We start from the raw sequence: 18,630 nt of genomic DNA on the forward strand, positions 1-18,630 counted from the left end.
CGCCTGAGCGCCGTGAATTCGAGGTCGAGCGTGCCGCCATCCGCCGGCAGCACGCCGCCGGTGCCGTTGATCGGCTCCAGCCGCTGATCATGGCCGACGCGCGCCTGCAGCTTGCGCGCCTGCTTGCCGAGACTGGCGGCGACATGGACAGCGAAACGGCCGCCGACGCCGACCTGCGGCGGCGCGTCGAGGCTGGCGCTGAGCGAGGCGCGCCCGCGTCCGGCGGCCGCGTCCACCGCCAGGAAGCCAAGCAGTAGGCAGATCCAGAGCAGGCCGAGATACCAGAAGGACGGCAGCGCAAGCGCGATCAGGAACGCCGGGATCGCTCCCACCGCCGCCGCCCAGACCGCTCTGCCGCTCGGATAGATCACCGCGGCGCTTCCGTCTGGTCGACGAGATCGGACACGATCTGCTCCACCAGCCGCCCATCGATCTGCGCGGCCGGCGAAAGGATGACGCGATGGCGCAGCGCCGGCACGGCGAGCGCCTTGACGTCGTCCGGGATCACGTAAGCGCGACCGTCGAGCGTGGCCCGTGCCCGCGCCGCCCGCGCCAGCATGGCGCCCGCGCGAGGGCTGGCGCCGACCTCCAGGTCCGGGCTCTCGCGTGTGGCGCGCACCAGCGCCGCGATATAGTTGACGACGTCGTCGACCAGGGTGACGGAGCCGACGGTTTCGAGCGCCTTTTCCAGCGTCTTGCGGTCGGTCCGGGCCTTGATGCCGTATTGCGCGATGTCGTGCGAGGCGGAGCCGCCGCCGTGATGGACGATGATGGCGCGCTCGTCCTGCAGGTCCGGATAGCTCACCCGGTGCTTGAACAGGAAACGGTCGAGTTGTGCCTCCGGCAGCGGATAGACGCCCTGATGCTCGATGGGATTCTGCGTCGCCACCACCATGAAATTGCGGCCGAGCGAATGGGTGGTGCCGTCGAAGGTGACAGCGTGCTCCTGCATGGCTTCCAAGAGGGCGGCCTGGGTCTTCGGTGGGGTGCGGTTGATCTCGTCGGCAAGCAGAAGATCGCAGAAGATCGGGCCGCGCGTCAGCGTGAACTGCCCGCTCTGGAAATTGTAGATGTTGGAGCCGACGATATCGCCGGGCATCAGGTCCGGCGTGAACTGGATGCGCCCATAGGCGACACCGAGCGCCTGCGCGAAGCAGCGCGCGGTCATGGTCTTGGCGGTCCCCGGCGGTCCTTCGAGCAATATATGCCCGCCGGCGAACAGGGCGGTGAGCATCAGGTCGACCGTGTCGTGCTGGCCGGTAATCGCTTTCGCCACTTCTTCCCTGATCGCTGTCGCCAGGGCCTTCACATCATCGACGTTCACCGAGCCTCCTTGCCGTCCAGTCGTGCAGCCGCTCGGCTGCCTCATGCATATCCGCCAGCGAACTGGCATTGTTCGCGGCCTTGAGCCGCGTCGTGAACCCCTGGGCCTCGCCCTTGTCGCGGGAATCGAGCCAGCGGTCGAGCGCTTCGCCCTGCAGCCCGTGTGGCGCGCCAAGCAGCGCGCCGGCACGCTGCCGCATCAGGGCGCCATAGCGATCGCCCAGTTCCTCCAGACGTCCGGCGCGCTTGAAGAGCATCGCCGTGGTGTCGACCAGCGCCCGCTTGCCGAAGGCGATCGCCCGGCCTTCGGCGCGCGGCGGGCCGAAGCGGCCAAGACCATGCAGGAAGGCCAGCGCCGCGGCGGCAAGGATCGACAGCGTCAGCGCCAGGAAGGGCGGCTCGACCAAAAGCTTGGCGAGATCGTATTTGCGCCCGGCGCCATGCAGTGTCAGGTCGAACATGACCCCGATTCTGTCCAGCGACGCCAACAGCTCGAACACCGCGATTGCCTTTTCAGGATCCTTGAATCCCGCATTGTTGATCAGGTCGGGGTCGGTCAAGACGTAGAACGGCTTGTCGGCGAGCTTCGTAAGCACCGACTTGCCATTGCCTGCCGCGATGATCGGATCGTCATCCGCCACCCATTGCAGATCCGCCGGCGCGGCAACCATGTGGCCTTCGATGTCGAGCTGCCCGACAGCGGCCTTGCCTTCGCCAAGCTTCATGCCGGCGATGCGGCCAAGCCATTCATTGACGACAAGCGTGGGCAGCCGCTCGATCTTCATCTCCCAGCCTTCGTGCGTTTCCATCGGCATGGTTTGCCATTTGGGCAGCACGAAGAGCGTTGGCAGCTCTTCTCGAAGATCGATGATGTTCTTGAGCGCCGCCGGATCGCTTTCTGGCGCGATGGTGACGATCAGCAAGATGTGCCTGGAGAGGTCCGCCTCGGTCCGCGCCATGAAGGGCAGGCCGCCGGTCAGTCTTACCCATTCCACCAATGCCGCATAGCCGGAGCCGCCCTTGGAGAGCGGCGTCGCGCCGCCATTGCCGGGCGTACGGAAATCCGGCGCATAGGTCGACAGCAGGAAGAACCCCGCCGCCGCGAACAGGCTCGCGAAAATGCCCCAGAACAGCGTCCTGCGGCTGAACGGTTCCTGTGCCGTTTCGGCCGCCGGCGCGCTCATGCCCAGGCATCCCCGAAGGCGAACCGCTCATAGGCGCCGCGCGCTTGCTGCCAGCCTTCGGCGCCGACGGGCCGGCGGGCGAACAGCGCGGCCTCGACGATTCGCGCGATCTCGCTGAACGCGCCGCGTGGCCGCGCCGGCAGGGAAGGAGCATTGGCGATGTCGCGCGCCGTCAGCGAGGGACGCAGGAAGTCGGGCAGGCGCCCGGCTATGTCGGCGACGCTGCGGCGAAGCAGGAGATGGACCGCCTCGTCATAGTCGCCGCGCGCCGCAAGCGCGTCGGCTTCCGACAGCAGGATCTGCGCCGCTGCGGCATCGGGGCGCCATTGCTCTTCCGTATCCGCTTCGCTGCGCGCGCGCCGCCACGGCAGGCGCCAGGCGACGCCTTTCACCTCCAGGACGATAAGGAACAGGATAATCGCGGCGCCCGATATCACCGCGCCCCAGAACAAGTAGATCATATAGGGGCCAAGCTGCGCCAGGAAATCCAGCAGCGGCTTCAGCCAGGCCGGAGGTTGGGGCTGCGCGAAGGCCGGCAGGTCGAACTGGATGGACGTGTCGGCCAGCAGCTGCTTGTGCACTTTCGCCAGCCATTCGGCGTCCACTCTGCCCGGCTGTGCAACTGCCACCCATTTGCTCCCCTGCAAACCCGCAGCGCCGACACTGGCAATGCGGCAAGACAATTGCAAGTGGGCTGGACGCCAACTGTTAATCTTGTCACATCTACTATCGTGAGAACCAGCCATTATGCGGTGGTGGTTAAAAGGGGGTGCCTTATGACTTCAACGACACTGACACGGCCTGAGAAATTCCAGATCGGCAGGGTGTTCAACAACACCTTTTCCGTGATTGGCCGCAACATAGGACTATATGTCGGCCTTGCCGCGCTGTTCTCCGGCTTGCCGGCGCTTCTCGCGCAACTTTGGACCGAATCGCGCGTGGACGTGATGCTGCAGACCGACCCTGGCGCGGCGGCCGATCCTGAAGCGATGTTCCGCAATTCCTGGGTCAGCATCGTCGCCGGACTGGTATCCTTCATTTGCGCGCTGCTGCTTCAGTCGGCGCTTGTGAGGGCAACTATCGAGGATCTGAACGGCAAGCCACCATCCTTCGGCGATTGCATCACGATCGCGATACGCTACCTGCTGCCGACCCTGGGGATAGGCATTCTGGTCGGTCTTGGCGCCGGGTTTGCCGCTATCGCCTTGCTCGTTCCGGGCATCATCCTATGGCTCGGCTGGTCCGTGGCGGTGCCGGTCCTGATCCAGGAGCGGCTCGGTGTGTTCGGCTCTATGTCGCGCAGCCGTGTCCTGACCAAGGGCAGCCGCTGGGCGCTGTTCGGGTTGTTCGTGATCCTCTTCATCATAGCCATGGTGATCCAGTCGATCACGGCGGTGGTTGTCGTCTTCTTCCACGGAATCCTTGCCGCCATTCTGGCTGCGCTGGTGCAAAGCGTGGTCTCGATGGTGATGTCCACGGCCACGGCGGTCGGCTACATCGAGCTGCGCCAGGTCAAGGAAGGCACCAGCGTCGAGGAACTGGCGGAAATCTTCTCGTGACCGGGAAGGCGGTCTGCAGGCCTATCACATCATGAAGTAGGCAACGTCGGGGTCGCTTCAGGCCGTCTGCCCGGCCGGCAGCGCGGCGGCGAGCCGCTTGGCCCAGGCCTCTACGCCCTGGTGGTCAGCCGGCAGGTCCTGCCGCATCCCGACCAGCACGGCCGGGATGCCGCGATCGTCGCCATGGATCGGCACGGCATATCGTCCTTGCGGCCGATGACATGGGGCACGTTGGCCGCGACAGTGAGCGTGCCGTCGCGGCTGAGCCCGGCGAGGATCGCCTCACCGATCCGCGTCGGCCTGCCGTTGCCGGCACGGCTCTTGAGATGCGCTGCCACCCGATCATGGCGCGAGCGGCTCTTTCACGGCTCCGAGGCCTTGAGCGCCGCCGGAACCGGATAGCGGCTGCCATCAAAGCGCAGCCGGTAGGTCCGCTTCACCGGTTTGCCGGGGTGCGGCTGGCACTCGCCGTTCTTGTCGAGGGCGGGCTCGTCGGTATCCCTCCGCTCGACCACGGTGATGTCGCGATAACCGCGATGGCTCGCCGATCGCATCGACAGGCTGGCCTTGCTGGAGTGAAAGGATCCGGCGCAACTGGCGTCGCCTTCGCCGCCAAAACTGTCGACGACGAGGCCGTCGAGCACTAGTCGCAGCCCATCGCGGGTGAGGGCATAGAGCCTGAGGTCGGTTTCACGGAAGGGATTGGGCCGAGAATCGCTTGCCATTTCGATGCGCAGGCCGAAGGCGCTTACATCGGTCGCCAGCCTGTATCGGCCGGTATCGAACTCGATCTTGCGGATGTAGATGGCATCATCATTCATCAGCCCGGGCTGGAGCAGGCGCTGGCGCACCCGCAGGCTGTTCATGTCGAGGACGAGAATCTCGATATCACCGACATGCTGGCCGTCGCCGGACTTGGCGCTGTCGATCAGGGGCACTGCGACAAGCAGCAGGTCGTCATGGGCGGGCCAGACCTTGCAGACCAGGCCGAATGAATTGTCGCCTTCCCGCAGCGTCAGGGAGATGCTGGTATGGGGTTCCAGCGTGAACGATCTTTCGTCGGCGCTCTTCTGGGCCCCGGGATAGGCCAGTTGCACCAGCGCGGCGGCATCGCCGCAATCGTCCGCCGCGGCCCGGGCGGGCGACAGGCTGGCGGCGGCGATGCCGAGGAAGAGACTACTTAGCAGCAATCGCATGGGGTTCTCACGTCGCGGGGCCGGGTTGGATCAGGACTTGTGTACGCGAGAATGGTGACGGCGCACAGGGGCGGGCCATCTTCAATGGCAGCAGTCGGGCCCTGAATGCACGCTTGTCCTGCACAGGCAAGACGAGGTGATCGGCAAGTCGGTCTTTGCCAATGCGGTGGCGAGCCTGGCCTGGAACCCAGGCAACTGGTCGGTCTCGCCGCGCCGCCTCAAACATTCGACCAGCCCGTGCAGCGCCCAGACATTGTCCGGATGCTGGGCGCAGCGCTGAACCGCGCCACTCAGGCCGAGATCGTCGCGATAGACCTGCTCGGCTTCTTCGGCATGGCCCTGGTCGAGCAGCAGCGCCGCCAGCGCATGGCGCGGCGGATGCATCCATGCCCACGGCTCGGTATAGGAGAGATTGTCGTCGAGCCCGACCGCCTGTCGCAAATGAACATAGGCCTCGTCATGCCGCCCCTGGTGGTAGGCGAGCTCGCCGTCGAGCAGGGCGGCGCCCACGGCCAGCGATGCGTGCGTCGGGTTGCTGAGGAAGCGCCGTTCCGCGGGGATGCGGCTTAGATGCTGGTGGAAGCGCTCGCGCTCGTGCTCCGCCGCCGCGAACGCACGCAGCGCAGCATGCGCGACGCCCTTGGCGTAGTGCTGCATGGCGGTAGTCAGCACATAGAGTTCGGGCTCGACAACCATCGGCTCGTCGATGATCTCCCGCCAGCGGCCGAAGCGCACCTGAACATGCGATTTCATCGCATGGTAGCCTTCCACCGTCTGCGTCAGCTTCGGCCGGTCGGGAATGCTCACGACATCGCGCGTCGCCAGGCCGCGCACCTTGTCGGCCGCCCACAGCGCGGGGCGGTACTGGCCGAGTAACATGCAGGCGAACATCATCAGATGCAGGTCGTGGCAGCAGCCGAGCAGGTAATAGGTCGTCTCGCCGGCATGGGCGAGGTAGCGGTCGTTGGCGCGCACCGCCTTCTCGCTGGCGAGTTTTGCTTTCTCATACTCGCCGCACAGCACATGGATATGGCCGGGCATATGGTTCATGTGGCCGGCATCGGGACACATCGTGCCAAGCCGTTCGGCCGAGCGCATGCCACGCTCGGGCTGGGTCGACATTTCGAGCAGGTGGATGTGCAGATGCAGGGCCGCCGGATGCGGCGTCGTGCCGGCCTCGTCCGAGCGCCTGATAGAGCGTTCGCAGACCTCGAGAGCCTCCAGCACGTCCGAATTCGGCGCCGGCTTGCCGGTCTTGAGATCCCATAGCCGCCTGACGGTGCGCATCATCAGCGCCTCGACGAAGAGCGCCATCACGTCATGGTCGTCTGGGAAATCGCGATAGACCTGTCGCATCGCGGCGGCATAGGCGTCGTCCCACAGCGCGAATTCCGCCGGCGCCATGCGATGCGGCTTCTGGAACCGGTGGGCGAGTGCCTCGATCAGCCGCCGCTCAATAGCGCTGGATCGAGCGCTGCCGGCGAGCGCAAGCTGGACATGGTCGAAGCAAAGCCTGGTGGCCCTGTCGGCCTCGGCCTCGCCATGCTCCTTCCAGGTCAGATTGTAGAAAGGCCCCGCGGCATAGGCGATGCCCCAGTGCACGAAGGCGCAATCGGGATCAGTCCGCAGCGCCTTCGCGAAGCATCTTATGCCTTCCTCGTGGTTGAAACCGTAGCACCAGTTCAGCCCGATATCGAACCAGCGCTGCGTCTCCGCCGAGGATGTGGAGATTGGGCGGCGGTAGGTGCCGAGGTCGAAGTGATCCATCCCTGACTGTTTCTCGCGTTCGCCGGTCTGAGGCCGCATGCAATCTGTGATGAATGGGCGCACATGGCAACGGCCGGCGCGGCCCCGGTTGAGCCACGCCGGCCGGGGTTGCCACCCTGGGAGGGATCAGGACTCCAGCCACACCTTCTCGAAATGCTGCTCTAGCGACTGGTGCTGCTCGCAGCCATGCACGCCCTTGCGGTAGGTTCGATAGACCGAGCGCCAGTATGGCTGGATGATGATGCCGGATTGGCGCAGATTCTCTTCGATCTTGGCCATGATCTCCTTGCGCGCCTTGGCGTCCGGCATTGCCAGCGCCTTGTCGAGGAGCTCGTCGAACTCCTTGTTGGCATAGGCGCTTTCGTTCCAGGCAGCTCCCGATTTGTAGGCCAGCGCCAGCACCTGGACACCGAGCGGCCTTCCCAGCCATTCGGTGCAGGAGAAGGGGTATTTGCTCCAGTCGTTCCAGAAGGTGGCGGCCGGCAGCACGGTGCGCTTGATCTTCAGGCCCGCCTCGCGCATCTGCGCGGCGATCGCGTCGCCGGTGCTCTTTTGCCATTCGACGTCGACCGAGATGAGGTCGAATTCATGGTCGGCCTTGCCAGCCTCGGCGAGCAGCTTCTTGGCACCATCCACGTCACGCTTGGCTGGGCCGATATCGGCGAATTCCGGATGCATCGGGCCGACATGGTGGTTGTCGGCGGGCTTGCCGCGACCGTCGATGCCGAGCTTCAGCACGGCCGAGTTGTCGACGGCAAGCTGGGCGGCACGGCGTACCTTGACGTCGTCATAGGGCGCGTTGCCGACATTGAAGCGGGCGACGATGGTCGAGCCGGTGGCGATCTCGGAATTTTCGAGCCCCATCTCTTCGGTCTGCGATACGGCGTCTGAAGCCGTCTCGTGGTCGGTGTCGATCTCGCCGGATTCGAAGGCCGACAGCATGGCGTTGGGATCGGAGCCGTAGTCGACCCATTTGATGCCGTCGAGATGGAACTCGCCTTTCCACCAGGGCTTGTCCTTGCGCTTCACCTCCGCACCGGTCTCGGCATCCCAGCTCACCAGTTCGCAAGGGCCGGTGGTGATGGCTAGAGCCTTCTTCGGGTCGCCGTCGCCCTCATAGGAGCGGTGCATGATCAGCGCCGGATAGTCGGCCATGCCGGCGATCAGCGAGATGTCGGGCTTGGGCAGGTTGAGCCTGACGGTGTAGTCGTCGACCTTGTCGATGCCGCCATCGACCGGCTTCTTGGTGTCGGCGTTGACCAGTGCGCCCATGCGCGCGGCGACCGAGTTGCCGGCGACGGAGGCGTCGCACCAGCGGGTGAGATTGTGGATGACGTCGTCGGCGTTGAAGGTGTCGCCGTTCGACCAGGTGATGCCCTTGCGCACATGCAGCGTGATCGTCCTGGCGTCGTCGCTGGTCTCCCAGCTTTCCAAAAGCCACGGCTCGAAGCTGAAGTCTGTGTTCCAGCGCACCAGATATTCGTTGCAGTGGCGCGCCACGTTGGACATCTCGACGCCGTCGAAAGTGCGCGGATCCTTGAAACCCTTGACGTTCATGGCGACGCGCAAGGTGCCGCCCTTTTTTGGCTCCTCGGCTCGGGCCGGCGAGGGGGTAAGCACGCCGAGTGCCAGTGCTCCGGCTGCGCTGACGCCGAAGCCGGCCATGATGGCGAAGTATTCGCGCCGGCTGATGCCGCCTTTCCGGAAGTCGGCGGCGATCGGCTCGGCTCGCGGGTGCAGTTTCCTGTCGGTCAGCATGAATTTCATCGTCGTTCCCTCCTGTTGGGCGCCCCGGCCTGTCACAGTGCGGGGACGGATGCGACCGCCGGAGCGCCCTTGGCCTGCGGCGATGATAGGGCGGGGTTACGCCGGGAAATGTTCGCTTTTCCGCAGTTCTTGTGCGCTGTTCCGCACGAGGGTAGCGCCAATCTCCCCCCTTGTGGGGGAGATGCCCGGCAGGGCAGAGGGGGGCGCTGTCCCGCCCAGCATCTCGGCTATTCAGCGCCGCTGCGATGACGAATGGTTTTGAATCCTAAGGATTCTGAGGGGCCGCGATCCTTCGCGCCCCCCTCTGGCCTGCCGGCCATCTCCCCCACTTGGGGGGAGATTGGCGCCTCATCGCCGGCGCCCAGCCTGGCAATGTCGGCAATAATCCTCGCAAACGCCTCGCCGGCGCGCGGCACGCTGTTGCGGGCGCGCAGGAAACTGTGCACCAGCAGCGGCTCTTCCTGCCACCAGGCCGAGCCGCCGGCGGCGACGATGCGGCCGCGATAGGCCTCGCCGTCGGAGGACAGCGGATCGCATTCGGCGGTGATGATGAAGGTCGGCGGCAGGCCGGTAAAATCGCTGTCGCGCAGTGGCGAGAAGGTCGGATCGTCCAGCGATTGACCCGGCGCGGACCGGATGCGGCGGTAGAACTCGATATCGCTGAGGCTGAGCAGCGGCGCCTCGGCGTGCTCGATATAGGAGCGGCCTGTCTCGCCGCCGAGTTCTGGATAGATCAGCACCTGACCGGCGGCGCGGCGCTGGCTGTGGCGCGTCGCGTGCGCGACGGCCGCGGCGAGGTTGCCGCCGGCGCTCTCGCCGCAGAGCACGATCGGCAGGCTGGTTGTCGCGGCCATCCATTCGAACACGGCGAGTGAATCCTCGAAGGCGGCGGGATGCAGATGCTCCGGCGCCAGGCGGTAATCGGCCGAGATCACCTCGAAGCCGGTGGCGGCGCAGATCTCGGCGCAGATGTCGTCATGGCTGTCGAGGTCGCCGAGCACGAAGCCGCCGCCGTGATAGTGGACGACGATCGCCCGCGACGCCTTGCCGGCCAAACGGTAGCGCCGGATCGCGATGTCGCGGCCGTCGGCGGCGACCACGCCGTCACTCACCGTGACATCAGCCGGACGGCCTGGATGGAAGGCCCGGCACATCGCGTTGTAGACCGCCCGTTGCTCCGCGATCGGCTGCGCCACGATCGCGGGCGGGAACCAGGCATTGACCTGGTCGATATAGTCCCACAGCTCCGGGTCGAGCAGGGTGGCGTATTTCCCCCACCTGGCCGCTTCGAGTTGGTTCGTGCCCATCGGCTTGCCGTCAGAGCTCGTCGTAGAGCCGGGCCGCATTGTCGTAGGTGAAGCGCAGCGGCACCGAGCCCTCGACCTGCCACGCATCGACCGTGTCGCCCGCCAGCAGCCGGCAGGCATCGAGCGTGCCGGTGACGGCGCCGCCATAGAGCCGGTTGGCGAGATTGAGGATGGCGGTCTGGTGCATGGCGGCGCTCGCGCTGCCGCAGGCATCCTTGACCAGCAGCACGCGGAAACCACGCGCCACCGCATCCTTCACCGTGGCGTCGATGCAGGCCTCGGTCCAGACGCCGGCAATCACCAGCCATTCGATGCCCGCCGTCTTCAGCCGGTCGGTGAAGGCGCCGTTGCCGAAGGCGCTGGCCTCGGTCTTGACCAGCATCGTCTCGCCCTCGGCCGGCGCCACTTCCGCGCAGATCGCCGTCAGCGGATCGTCCTTGTCGGAGAAGGCCGACTTGCCGCTGGCGTCCACCGGATGGAACGGCCGCGCCTCGGCAAGGTCGACGATGTAGGCGAAGTGGTAGAGCGGCACGAAATTGCGCCGCGCCGCCGCCTGCAGCCGCTGGACATTGGCGAGGATGTCGCCGAAGCCGTCGACCAGATAGCGCTCGTCCTTGCGATGCTCTTCCTGGAGATCGATGAACACTGCGGCCACCTTGCCGCGCCGGATGGAGATCGGGCTTTTCATGCGGATGCTCGCGCTTCGTCATTCCAGGGCGAAGCAGCCGCGAAGCGGCATTGCGAAGACCCTGGAATCCATGCCGTTACCTCTAACGAAAAATGCAGCGGAACAGAATTCTGCACCGATGCAACGCTCCGAAGTAACGGCATGGATCCTAGGGTCTGCGCCGCGTCGCTTCGCTCCTTGCTTCGCCCTAGGATGACGACGTCACATTTGCTGCGGCCAATCTCGAAGGCCTGCGATAGCGTATGGGCGGCGCCAACAGAGCGTATCGGCATCAAATCGCTCATTCCAAGAACTCGTCCTCATACGGAAACCGCGACAGCAACTCCGTCCCGGTCTCGGTGATCAGGATCTCGTCCTCCAGCTTGACGCCCTCGCGGCCGCCTTTCTCGCCGATATAGCTTTCGACGCTGACCACCATGCCGGGCACGATGATGCCGTCGCGGCCATAGGTCTCGTAGTCCATCGAGTGCGCGATGAACGGCGTCTCGCCATGCATGCCGACGCCGTGCATGACCGAAGTGTAGCGCTGGTCGACGAAGCGGTCCGGGATCTTCCAGGCCTTCTCGGCGATCTCGCGGAAAGCCATGCCGGGCTTCACGATGCCGATATTGTGCTGCACTTGGTCGTGCGCCATGCGGTAGAGCGATTTCTGGTAGGCGGTCGGCTTGCCCGGCCCGCAGCGGAAGGTGCGCGAGAAATCGGAATAATAGCCGTAGCAGCCGATCGTGTCGGTATCGAGCGCGACCAGCTCGCCCGGCCTGATCTTGCGGCCGCTCGCCTCGCTGAACCACGGATTGGTGCGTTGGCCGGAGGTGAGCAGCCGCGTCTCGATGAACTCGCCGCCCTGGCGGATCACCTCGCCATACATGATGGCGAACAGCTCGTTTTCGGAGACGCCGGGCTTGATCGCCTCGCGCACTGCCGCCACCGCGGCCTCGGCGCCGGCCATCGACGCCTGCAGGCATTTGACTTCCTCCGGCGTCTTCACCGCGCGCACCGCCAAAATCTCGCCTTGGCAATCGCGCACCTCGCAGCCGCGCTTTTCGAGCGCCAGCGCCTGCAGATGGCTGCAGCGGTCGAGCCCGAGCTTCATCGAGCCGCCGCCATGCTTCTTCAGAAGCTCGGCGATCTCGTCGGCGAACGGCCCGGCGGTCTCGTCGTCGCGGCCGGAGACGGATGACCACACCAGCTTCGACGGCCGCGCCTCGTCGATCGTGTCGAGCACCATCGAGACATGGTAGCTCTGCGGATATTCGAACAGCATCACCGGCCCTTCGGTCGGGATGAAGAAATAGCGCGTCGAGTTGCGCAGGAAGTAGCCGAACATGTTGCGCGAGCCGGTGGCGTAGCGCTGGTTGTAGGGGTCGAACAAAACGACCGCGCCATAGCCCGCCTCGCGCATCCAGCCGCGCAGCTTGGCGAGACGGCCCTTGCGCAGCGCATCCGCATCGATGAAGGACGGCTCGGTGTCGGAGAGCCACATGCCGCCCGCCGGATCGGCCGCCGCCGGATGGCGCATGCGATCCTTGAAGTCCACATCCTCGGTGCTGTCGGGGTCGAAAACGACGATGCTCATGGCGGTGCCTCCTGAAGGGGAGAACATGGGCTATGCGTCACAGGAAGTGTGTGCGAATTCCCGCAAATGTCGTGCCGGATGCCGCAGGCGTGGCGGATGGGAAACGATAGCACCGTGATCCTTTCGCGCCCCCTCGGTCCCGCCAGCGTCTCACCATTTCAGCACAAGCGAAGAAGCTACTGCCGCCGCATCGCCTTCGGCGCGTGCCCATGCTCCTCCCGAAATGCCCGCGCAAAACTCGACATCGAGGCAAACCCACACGCCAGCGCGACATCGCGCACCATAAGTGTCGAATGCGCCAGCAGGTCGGCGGCGCGCTTCAGCCGCAGCCGCCGGTAATAGCCGTTGGGCGAGATATCCAGCTCGGCGCGGAAATTGCGCTCGAGCTTGTCGGAGGAGACGCCGAGCCTTGTCGCCAGCTCCGCCATGCCGAGCCGCTCCTCGACCGCATCCTCCATGATCGCAATGGCCGACAGCACCAGCTCGTTCTGCACGCCGGTGCGCAGCCTGAGCGGCATCAGCTTGCGGTCGACGCTCGATCGCAAAGGACTGTGCACGAACCATTCGGCGACGCCCGCCGCGAGCTCGGCGCCATAGTCGCCAGTGATGATCTCCAGCATCATGTCGAGGCTGCCGACGCCGCCGGCCGAGGTGAAACGCTTGCGGTCGATGACGAAGAGATCGCGCCTGAGCTCGATGTCCGGGAAAGCCTCGGTGAAAGCGGCCTGGCTGGTCCAGTGCAGGGTGCAGGCATGGCCGTCGAGCAGGCCGGCGCGGGCGAGGAAGAACGCTGCATCCGCCACCGCGCCGATGTGCGCGCCGCCGCGCAGGCTCTTGCGGATCCAGCTCACCGCCTCATCGGCGACGAGATGGTCGGCATCGCCGCCCGAGCAGACGACGATGCGGTCGACCCTCGGCGCATGGGCCGCCGAAAAGCCGGGCTGGATGACGACGCCGTTAGAGGCCTCGACCGTGCCGGGATCCGCGCCGACGATCACCCAGCGGTAGCACTCGCGCTTGGCGAGCACATTGGCTGCGCGCAGCGGTTCGATCAGCGAGGAAAACGCCATCATCGGAAAGCCGGGAAAGACCAGCACGGCGAAGGCGAGGGGGGCTTCGCCCGCCGCCGGCTGCGCGCGGTCGCGTTTGCGGTTGGCGGGATTGGAAGTCACGATGCTCTTTCCTGAGGCGGCTGGAACTGTAGCGGGTGGCCCGGCCGGCTGGCAACGGGGACGCCAGTCAACCAGCCGTTCACCAAGCAAGATAGGCAAACCTTAAGCGGAAATTGCGAGACTTGACGCAAGGTCAAGGTGATGAAACGCCGGAGGCTTTCCGATGGAACTGAACTACGACTTCGAATTCCAATCGATTTTTCCGAAGGCCGTCTGGCTCGTTCCCGAGTGCAAGCGTTTGCTGGACGAGGTTGGTATCGCCCATAACGTCCAGGGAAACCATGTCCCGGCCTTTGTCGATCCCGCGACCATCGTCGCCCTTCGGCGCGAGCCCGACAAGATCAGGACGATGATGCTGGGGGCCGGCTGGAGCCTGCTGCCCTATGAAGGCGAAGCCTCGCCGGAAAAGGCGCAGTTCCTGATCCCGCAATTGCTGGAGATCCATGCCAAGGCTGAAAGCCGCGCCTATGATGCCCACGCCGCCAAATATGCGGTCTTTGATCTCTTCGGCTTCACCAAGAAGCTGACCATGGGCGAGATCATCGGCGCCGACGGCAGCCTGACCTGTTCGGAACTGACCCGGCAGCGAATGCAGGGCGCGCGGCCGGCATCCGGCTTCGAGATCTACAAGGCGCTGATGGCGATGGCGGGCGACGAGAGAAATCATCCCGCCGCCGAGCCCGCCGCGCCGCCGCCGCCAGTCAAGCCGGCCGCACCGACGTCCGGCCCGTTTGCCCGCGTCGCCCGCGTGTTTGGACGCCGGCAAAACTGACACGTGTCCGAAATCGCGGCGGAATTCATGATAGTCTCGCCGCTCGCTTGGTGGCAGAGAGAGCCGAGCGGGCACTTCTGCGCCCTGGCAACGGAGGCATGGCGATGTTTGCGGCAAAGACCATCGAGAGCACGGACAAGGCGGCCTTCTACAATGAACTCGCCGCGCAGATGAAGGCGCTGCTCGACGGCGAGCGCGACCCGATCGCCAACGCCGCCAACACCTCGGCGCTGATCTACCAGATGGTGCCCGACCTCAACTGGGCCGGCTTCTACTTCCTGCAATCGGACGAAGAGCTAGTGCTCGGCCCCTTCCAGGGCAAGCCGGCCTGCGTACGCATCGCCGTGGGCAAGGGCGTGTGCGGCACGGCGGTTGATTTGGGCATGTCGATGCTGGTCAAGGACGTCCACGATTTTGCCGGCCACATCGCCTGCGACGCGGATTCGCGCTCGGAACTGGTGGTGCTGCTCAGGGACAATGACGGCGTCTTCGGCGTGCTTGACCTCGACAGCCCGCTGCCCGGCCGCTTCGACAAGGACGACCAGGCCGGCATCGAGAAGCTGGCCGCGATCTTTGTCGCGGCAAGCTCCTTCGAGGATTAGGGCATTGATATTTAGATGAGGCCGGCCTGACCTGAATCTCAACATGCCCACTAGGCGAACTTCACCAGCGTCAGACTAAACGCCGCGATGAACAGGAAGGCCGAGAAGGCCAGGACGAGTGGGCGCAGGCCGCGCGAGCGGAGCTGCGAGATGTCGGCCTGGAGGCCCATGGCGGCGAGCCCCATGGTCAGCATGATCTGGGTGGCCAAAGCAATCGCCGAATGCACTGCGGCCGGCATGGCGACCAGGCTGTTCAGCCCCACCACCGCGACGAAGGCGACGACGAACCACGGCATCGGCGGCTTCGCGGCCGAGCCGTCGGCGTTGCCGCGGCGTGCCATCAGGCCGAGCGTGATCACCATCGGCGCCAGCATGGCGACGCGCGTCAGCTTGGCGACGGTCGCCGTCTCGCCGGCCTGGGCGCCGTCCTGGAAGCCGGCGCCGATAACCTGCGCCACCTCATGGATTGACGCGCCGGCCCACAAGCCGAAAGCGTGCTGGTCGAGGCCGAGCACCGGCGCCAGCAGCGGGAAGCCGAGCATGGCGACGGTGCCGAACAGCGTGATCCCGGCAACCGCGTAGGTGACGTCCTCGTCGCGCGCCTCGGTGACGATGTTGGTGGCGACGATCGCCGAGGCGCCGCAGATCGAGGTGCCGGCGGCGATCAGTTGCGCCAGCTTGCGGTCGACGCCGATCAGCCGGCCGAGCGTGATTGTGAAGACGAAGGTGGCGCCGAGTGTGGCCGCAATGATGCCGACGCCGCCAATGCCGATCGCCGCGACCTGGCCGAGCGTCAGCTGGAAGCCGAGCAGCACGATGGCGAAGCGCAGCAGCCGGCGCTGCGCAAAGGCGATGCCGGCCTTGGCATGGGCGGGCGTGCCGAGCACGTTGGAATAGATCATGCCGGCCACCACGGCGAGGATCATCGGGCTGAGCAGGGCAAAGCCGGAGACATTGCGCGCCGAATAGGCGACGCTGGTGATCATCGCCGCCAGCACAAGCCCCGGGACGACGCCGGACGAGATCGAAGTCAGGGCAGAGCTACTGCCGGTGGAGGTCAGGCCGTTTGGAAGATTGTTCGCGGTGGCGGGCAGGACGGGCAAAGGGGTTCTCCAGGCGCCTTCGTCGTGGGAATGCCATTCCGAAACCAATCTTTCCAACGAATTGTTTGAGTTATAATGATCGAGTTTTCCGAACGATTGAGCACGGTCCTGTCTTAATAGACGTCGTTTTCCCGAAACCGCCGCATTGTCTTGGGCGGTATCGATGGCGAATTCCACACGCTGGCTCAATCACCGCCGCTTGCGTTTGACAGGGCGGCTGCCGCATCGTTATTTCTGGCCGTATACGACGATCACTCGCCACAAGCGAAGCCCGCTGGCCCACAGGGAGCGAAAAGCATGTCTCACAATCTGCAGTTCTACATCGACGGCGCCTGGGTCGATCCGGTGGTGCCCAATAATCTCGATGTCATCGATCCGTCCACCGAGGACGCCTTCGCGCAGATTTCGCTCGGCACCAAGGCCGATGTCGACAAGGCGGTAGCCGCCGCCAGGCGCGCCTTCAACAGCTTCGGCTTCACCTCGGTTGAGGAGCGCCTCGATATCCTCAACCGCGTCATCGAGGTCTACAAGAAGCGCAGCAAGGACCTGGCGCTGGCAATCTCGCGCGAGATGGGCGCGCCGCGCCAGATGGCGCTGGACAGCCAGGTTGGCGTCGGCCAGGCGCATCTGGAGAAGATGGCCGAGGTGCTGAAGAGTTTTCAGTTCCGCCACGTGAAAGGCTCCTCGCTCATCGTCAAGGAGCCGATCGGCGTCGTCGGCCTGATCACGCCATGGAACTGGCCGCTGAACCAGATCACCTGCAAGGTCGGCCCGGCGCTCGCCGCCGGCTGCACCATGGTGCTGAAGCCGTCGGAGATCGCGCCGCTCGACGCCATCATCTTCGCCGAGATCATCGACGAGGCCGGCGTGCCGAAGGGCGTCTTCAATCTCGTCAACGGCGATGGCCCGACCGTCGGCCAGGCGCTGGCCAGCCACCCGGATGTCGACATGATGTCGTTCACCGGCTCGACCCGGGCCGGCATCCTGGTCGCCAAGGCCGCCGCCGACACGGTCAAGCGCGTGCACCAGGAGCTTGGCGGCAAGTCGGCCAACATCCTGTTCCCCGATGTCGACCTCGAAAGGGCCGTCACCAAGGGAGTCGCCGGCTGCTTCGGCAACAGCGGCCAGTCCTGCAACGCGCCGACCCGCATGTTCGTGCCGCGCGACCGTCACGACGAGGCGGCCGCCTATGCTAAGACGGCGGCCGAGAAATTCACCGTCGGCCCGGCCGACGCGCCGGGCTCGAAGCTCGGCCCGGTGGTGAGCCAGCTCCAGTTCGACAAGATCCAAGCTTTGATCCAGAGCGGCATCGACGAGGGCGCCACGCTTGTCGCCGGCGGCCCCGGCCGCCCGGCCGAGCTCAACCGCGGCTACTTTGTCCGCCCGACCGTCTTCGCCGACGTCACGCACGACATGCGCATCGCCACCGAAGAGATCTTTGGGCCGGTGCTGGCGATCATGCCCTACGACACGGTCGAGCAGGCGGTCGAGCAGGCCAACGACACCGTCTTCGGCCTTGCCTCCTACATCCAGGCCAGGGACATCGAGAAGGCGCGCGCCGTCGCCGCCCGCATGCGCTCCGGCAACGTCTACATCAACTACCCGACCTGGGACGCCGGCCTGCCCTTCGGCGGCTACAAGCAGTCCGGCAACGGCCGCGAATACGCCGAGTATGGGCTCGAGGATTTTCTCGAGATCAAGGGCATCGCGGGGTACGAGGCGGCGGAGTAGAACTCGGCTACATCTGCAGATCGGTGATCAACACCGGTGATACCAATGCGGCGTCATCGGTACCGGCTTTGCCACTGCCGGATAGGCTCATGTGCCTTTCTCTCAGACTCCAGTTCGGCGCACTGTTGTTTCTCGCGGCGGCGGCGGAGGCGGCACCACCGCCTTGGTGCTCTGGCGGACGGCGTCGACGGGAACCAAGGTTATCACCGGAGGGTTCGGAAAATGATCCAACGTTGCGCCGGTCACCGCATCAACACCGACGCCAATCAAGCCTCCGACCAAAATGTTTCCGGCGAGCCCGGCAGCACTGTTTCCACTCATTTTGGTAGCGATGTATTTGCTGCCTGGCTTGTAGCCTTCCTTCTCGGCGAAGGCGGTGATCATTCCGGCTTGCTCTTGATCGTCCATTGCCGAATTGTAAGTTCAGGTTTATTGGCGTCTGCTAACAGATGGCTTTGATCGCGAATGAAATTTGGTTTTGAAGAGACACAAGCAAAATATAACAGTGGATCACAACAAGCCAGAATTTGGACTGAGCAGTGGGCCTCCCAATGGATTTATTGCCCCAATTGTGGAAGCTCCCGTCTAGAAAAATTCGCTGCTAATTTACCTGTTGCCGACTTTTTCTGCAGCAGTTGCAGTGATCAATTCGAGCTGAAAAGCCAAAAGAAGGCATTCGGCACGAAGGTCGCCGACGGAGCCTATTTTACCAAAATTGACAGATTGGCATCATCGACCAACCCGAATTTGATATTGCTGAATTATGATCTGACGCAAAAAGCAGTAAGGCATGTTTGCGTTGTTCCAAAGCATTTTTTCGTACCAGACATCATCGAGAAAAGGAACCCACTGGCGCCGACAGCGAGGAGAGCGGGTTGGGTTG

Annotated in this window: 18 protein-coding genes and 1 pseudogene; 5 read left to right on the forward strand and 14 right to left on the reverse strand. The window is 64.8% G+C overall.

What is annotated here, in order from left to right:
• The 4 genes and pseudogenes from EN781_RS04830 to EN781_RS04845 all read right to left on the reverse strand — a co-directional run.
• Window positions 1–371, reverse strand: a pseudogene (locus EN781_RS04830) (DUF58 domain-containing protein); the annotation flags it as partial.
• Window positions 368–1,324: a MoxR family ATPase gene (locus tag EN781_RS04835; protein WP_126055024.1), complete on the reverse strand. Its 957-nt coding sequence runs from the start codon at window positions 1,322–1,324 to the stop codon at window positions 368–370. The pseudogene EN781_RS04830 and the gene EN781_RS04835, both read right to left, overlap by 4 nt.
• The gene (locus EN781_RS04840; protein WP_126055023.1) at window positions 1,311–2,507 is read right to left on the reverse strand and encodes a DUF4350 domain-containing protein; all 1,197 of its coding nucleotides are present in this window, start codon (window positions 2,505–2,507) and stop codon (window positions 1,311–1,313) included. The genes EN781_RS04835 and EN781_RS04840 overlap by 14 nt, the downstream gene beginning before the upstream one ends.
• Window positions 2,504–3,136, reverse strand: a complete 633-nt coding sequence (locus tag EN781_RS04845; RefSeq protein ID WP_210211272.1) for a DUF4129 domain-containing protein — start codon at window positions 3,134–3,136, stop codon at window positions 2,504–2,506. The genes EN781_RS04840 and EN781_RS04845 overlap by 4 nt, the downstream gene beginning before the upstream one ends.
• 60 nt (window positions 3,137–3,196) lie before the next feature.
• Between EN781_RS04845 and EN781_RS04850 the strand changes: the two genes are divergently transcribed.
• Window positions 3,197–4,066 (forward strand): hypothetical protein, encoded by an 870-nt coding sequence (locus tag EN781_RS04850; protein WP_245492322.1) that lies wholly within the window; start codon window positions 3,197–3,199, stop codon window positions 4,064–4,066.
• Between the two features lie 110 nt (window positions 4,067–4,176).
• Here the strand turns inward: EN781_RS04850 and EN781_RS04855 are convergent, their stop codons facing one another.
• The 8 genes from EN781_RS04855 to EN781_RS04895 form a co-directional block, all read right to left on the reverse strand.
• Window positions 4,177–4,404, reverse strand: a complete 228-nt coding sequence (locus EN781_RS04855) for a hypothetical protein (RefSeq protein WP_189347322.1) — start codon at window positions 4,402–4,404, stop codon at window positions 4,177–4,179.
• Between the two features lie 24 nt (window positions 4,405–4,428).
• The gene (locus EN781_RS04860; RefSeq protein WP_126055021.1) at window positions 4,429–5,262 is read right to left on the reverse strand and encodes a hypothetical protein; all 834 of its coding nucleotides are present in this window, start codon (window positions 5,260–5,262) and stop codon (window positions 4,429–4,431) included.
• Window positions 5,263–5,343: 81 nt separating this feature from the next.
• Entirely contained in the window at window positions 5,344–7,029 is a 1,686-nt protein-coding gene (locus EN781_RS04865; RefSeq protein ID WP_126055020.1) for a hypothetical protein, read from the reverse strand.
• Window positions 7,030–7,155: 126 nt separating this feature from the next.
• A complete protein-coding gene (locus tag EN781_RS04870; RefSeq protein ID WP_126055019.1) occupies window positions 7,156–8,796 on the reverse strand; it encodes an ABC transporter substrate-binding protein in 1,641 nt (546 codons plus the stop codon).
• 227 nt (window positions 8,797–9,023) lie between these two features.
• Complete coding sequence (locus EN781_RS04875) at window positions 9,024–10,103, reverse strand: alpha/beta hydrolase (protein WP_127399823.1); 1,080 nt, start codon at window positions 10,101–10,103, stop codon at window positions 9,024–9,026.
• Window positions 10,104–10,113: 10 nt separating this feature from the next.
• Window positions 10,114–10,791, reverse strand: coding sequence for an isochorismatase family protein (locus tag EN781_RS04880; RefSeq protein ID WP_126055017.1), 678 nt, complete (start codon window positions 10,789–10,791; stop codon window positions 10,114–10,116).
• A 280-nt stretch (window positions 10,792–11,071) separates the two neighbouring features.
• Window positions 11,072–12,367 carry a Xaa-Pro peptidase family protein gene (locus tag EN781_RS04890; protein ID WP_126055016.1) on the reverse strand — a complete coding sequence of 432 codons (1,296 nt, stop codon included), beginning with the start codon at window positions 12,365–12,367 and terminating at the stop codon, window positions 11,072–11,074.
• 176 nt (window positions 12,368–12,543) lie between these two features.
• Window positions 12,544–13,440, reverse strand: a complete 897-nt coding sequence (locus EN781_RS04895) for a GlxA family transcriptional regulator (protein WP_245455692.1) — start codon at window positions 13,438–13,440, stop codon at window positions 12,544–12,546.
• A gap of 262 nt (window positions 13,441–13,702) precedes the next feature.
• On the opposite strand from EN781_RS04895, the gene EN781_RS04900 reads away from it, so the two are divergent.
• Together EN781_RS04900 and EN781_RS04905 are read left to right on the forward strand one after the other, a co-directional pair.
• A complete protein-coding gene (locus EN781_RS04900) occupies window positions 13,703–14,311 on the forward strand; it encodes a hypothetical protein (RefSeq protein ID WP_127399824.1) in 609 nt (202 codons plus the stop codon).
• Window positions 14,312–14,415: 104 nt separating this feature from the next.
• A complete protein-coding gene (locus tag EN781_RS04905; RefSeq protein ID WP_126055013.1) occupies window positions 14,416–14,913 on the forward strand; it encodes a GAF domain-containing protein in 498 nt (165 codons plus the stop codon).
• A gap of 50 nt (window positions 14,914–14,963) precedes the next feature.
• Here the strand turns inward: EN781_RS04905 and EN781_RS04910 are convergent, their stop codons facing one another.
• Entirely contained in the window at window positions 14,964–15,974 is a 1,011-nt protein-coding gene (locus EN781_RS04910; protein ID WP_245455690.1) for a YeiH family protein, read from the reverse strand.
• A 339-nt stretch (window positions 15,975–16,313) separates the two neighbouring features.
• On the opposite strand from EN781_RS04910, the gene EN781_RS04915 reads away from it, so the two are divergent.
• On the forward strand, window positions 16,314–17,747 hold the full coding sequence (locus EN781_RS04915) for an aldehyde dehydrogenase family protein (protein ID WP_126055012.1): 1,434 nt from the start codon (window positions 16,314–16,316) through the stop codon (window positions 17,745–17,747).
• A gap of 102 nt (window positions 17,748–17,849) precedes the next feature.
• Here the strand turns inward: EN781_RS04915 and EN781_RS04920 are convergent, their stop codons facing one another.
• Entirely contained in the window at window positions 17,850–18,131 is a 282-nt protein-coding gene (locus EN781_RS04920; protein ID WP_126055011.1) for a hypothetical protein, read from the reverse strand.
• A gap of 81 nt (window positions 18,132–18,212) precedes the next feature.
• On the opposite strand from EN781_RS04920, the gene EN781_RS04925 reads away from it, so the two are divergent.
• Window positions 18,213–18,630: DpnI domain-containing protein (locus EN781_RS04925; RefSeq protein ID WP_281034359.1), on the forward strand; the 418-nt coding region annotated here is incomplete at its 3' end.

The organism is Mesorhizobium sp. M4A.F.Ca.ET.090.04.2.1 (genome assembly GCF_003999085.1).
GTDB lineage: Bacteria > Pseudomonadota > Alphaproteobacteria > Rhizobiales > Rhizobiaceae > Mesorhizobium.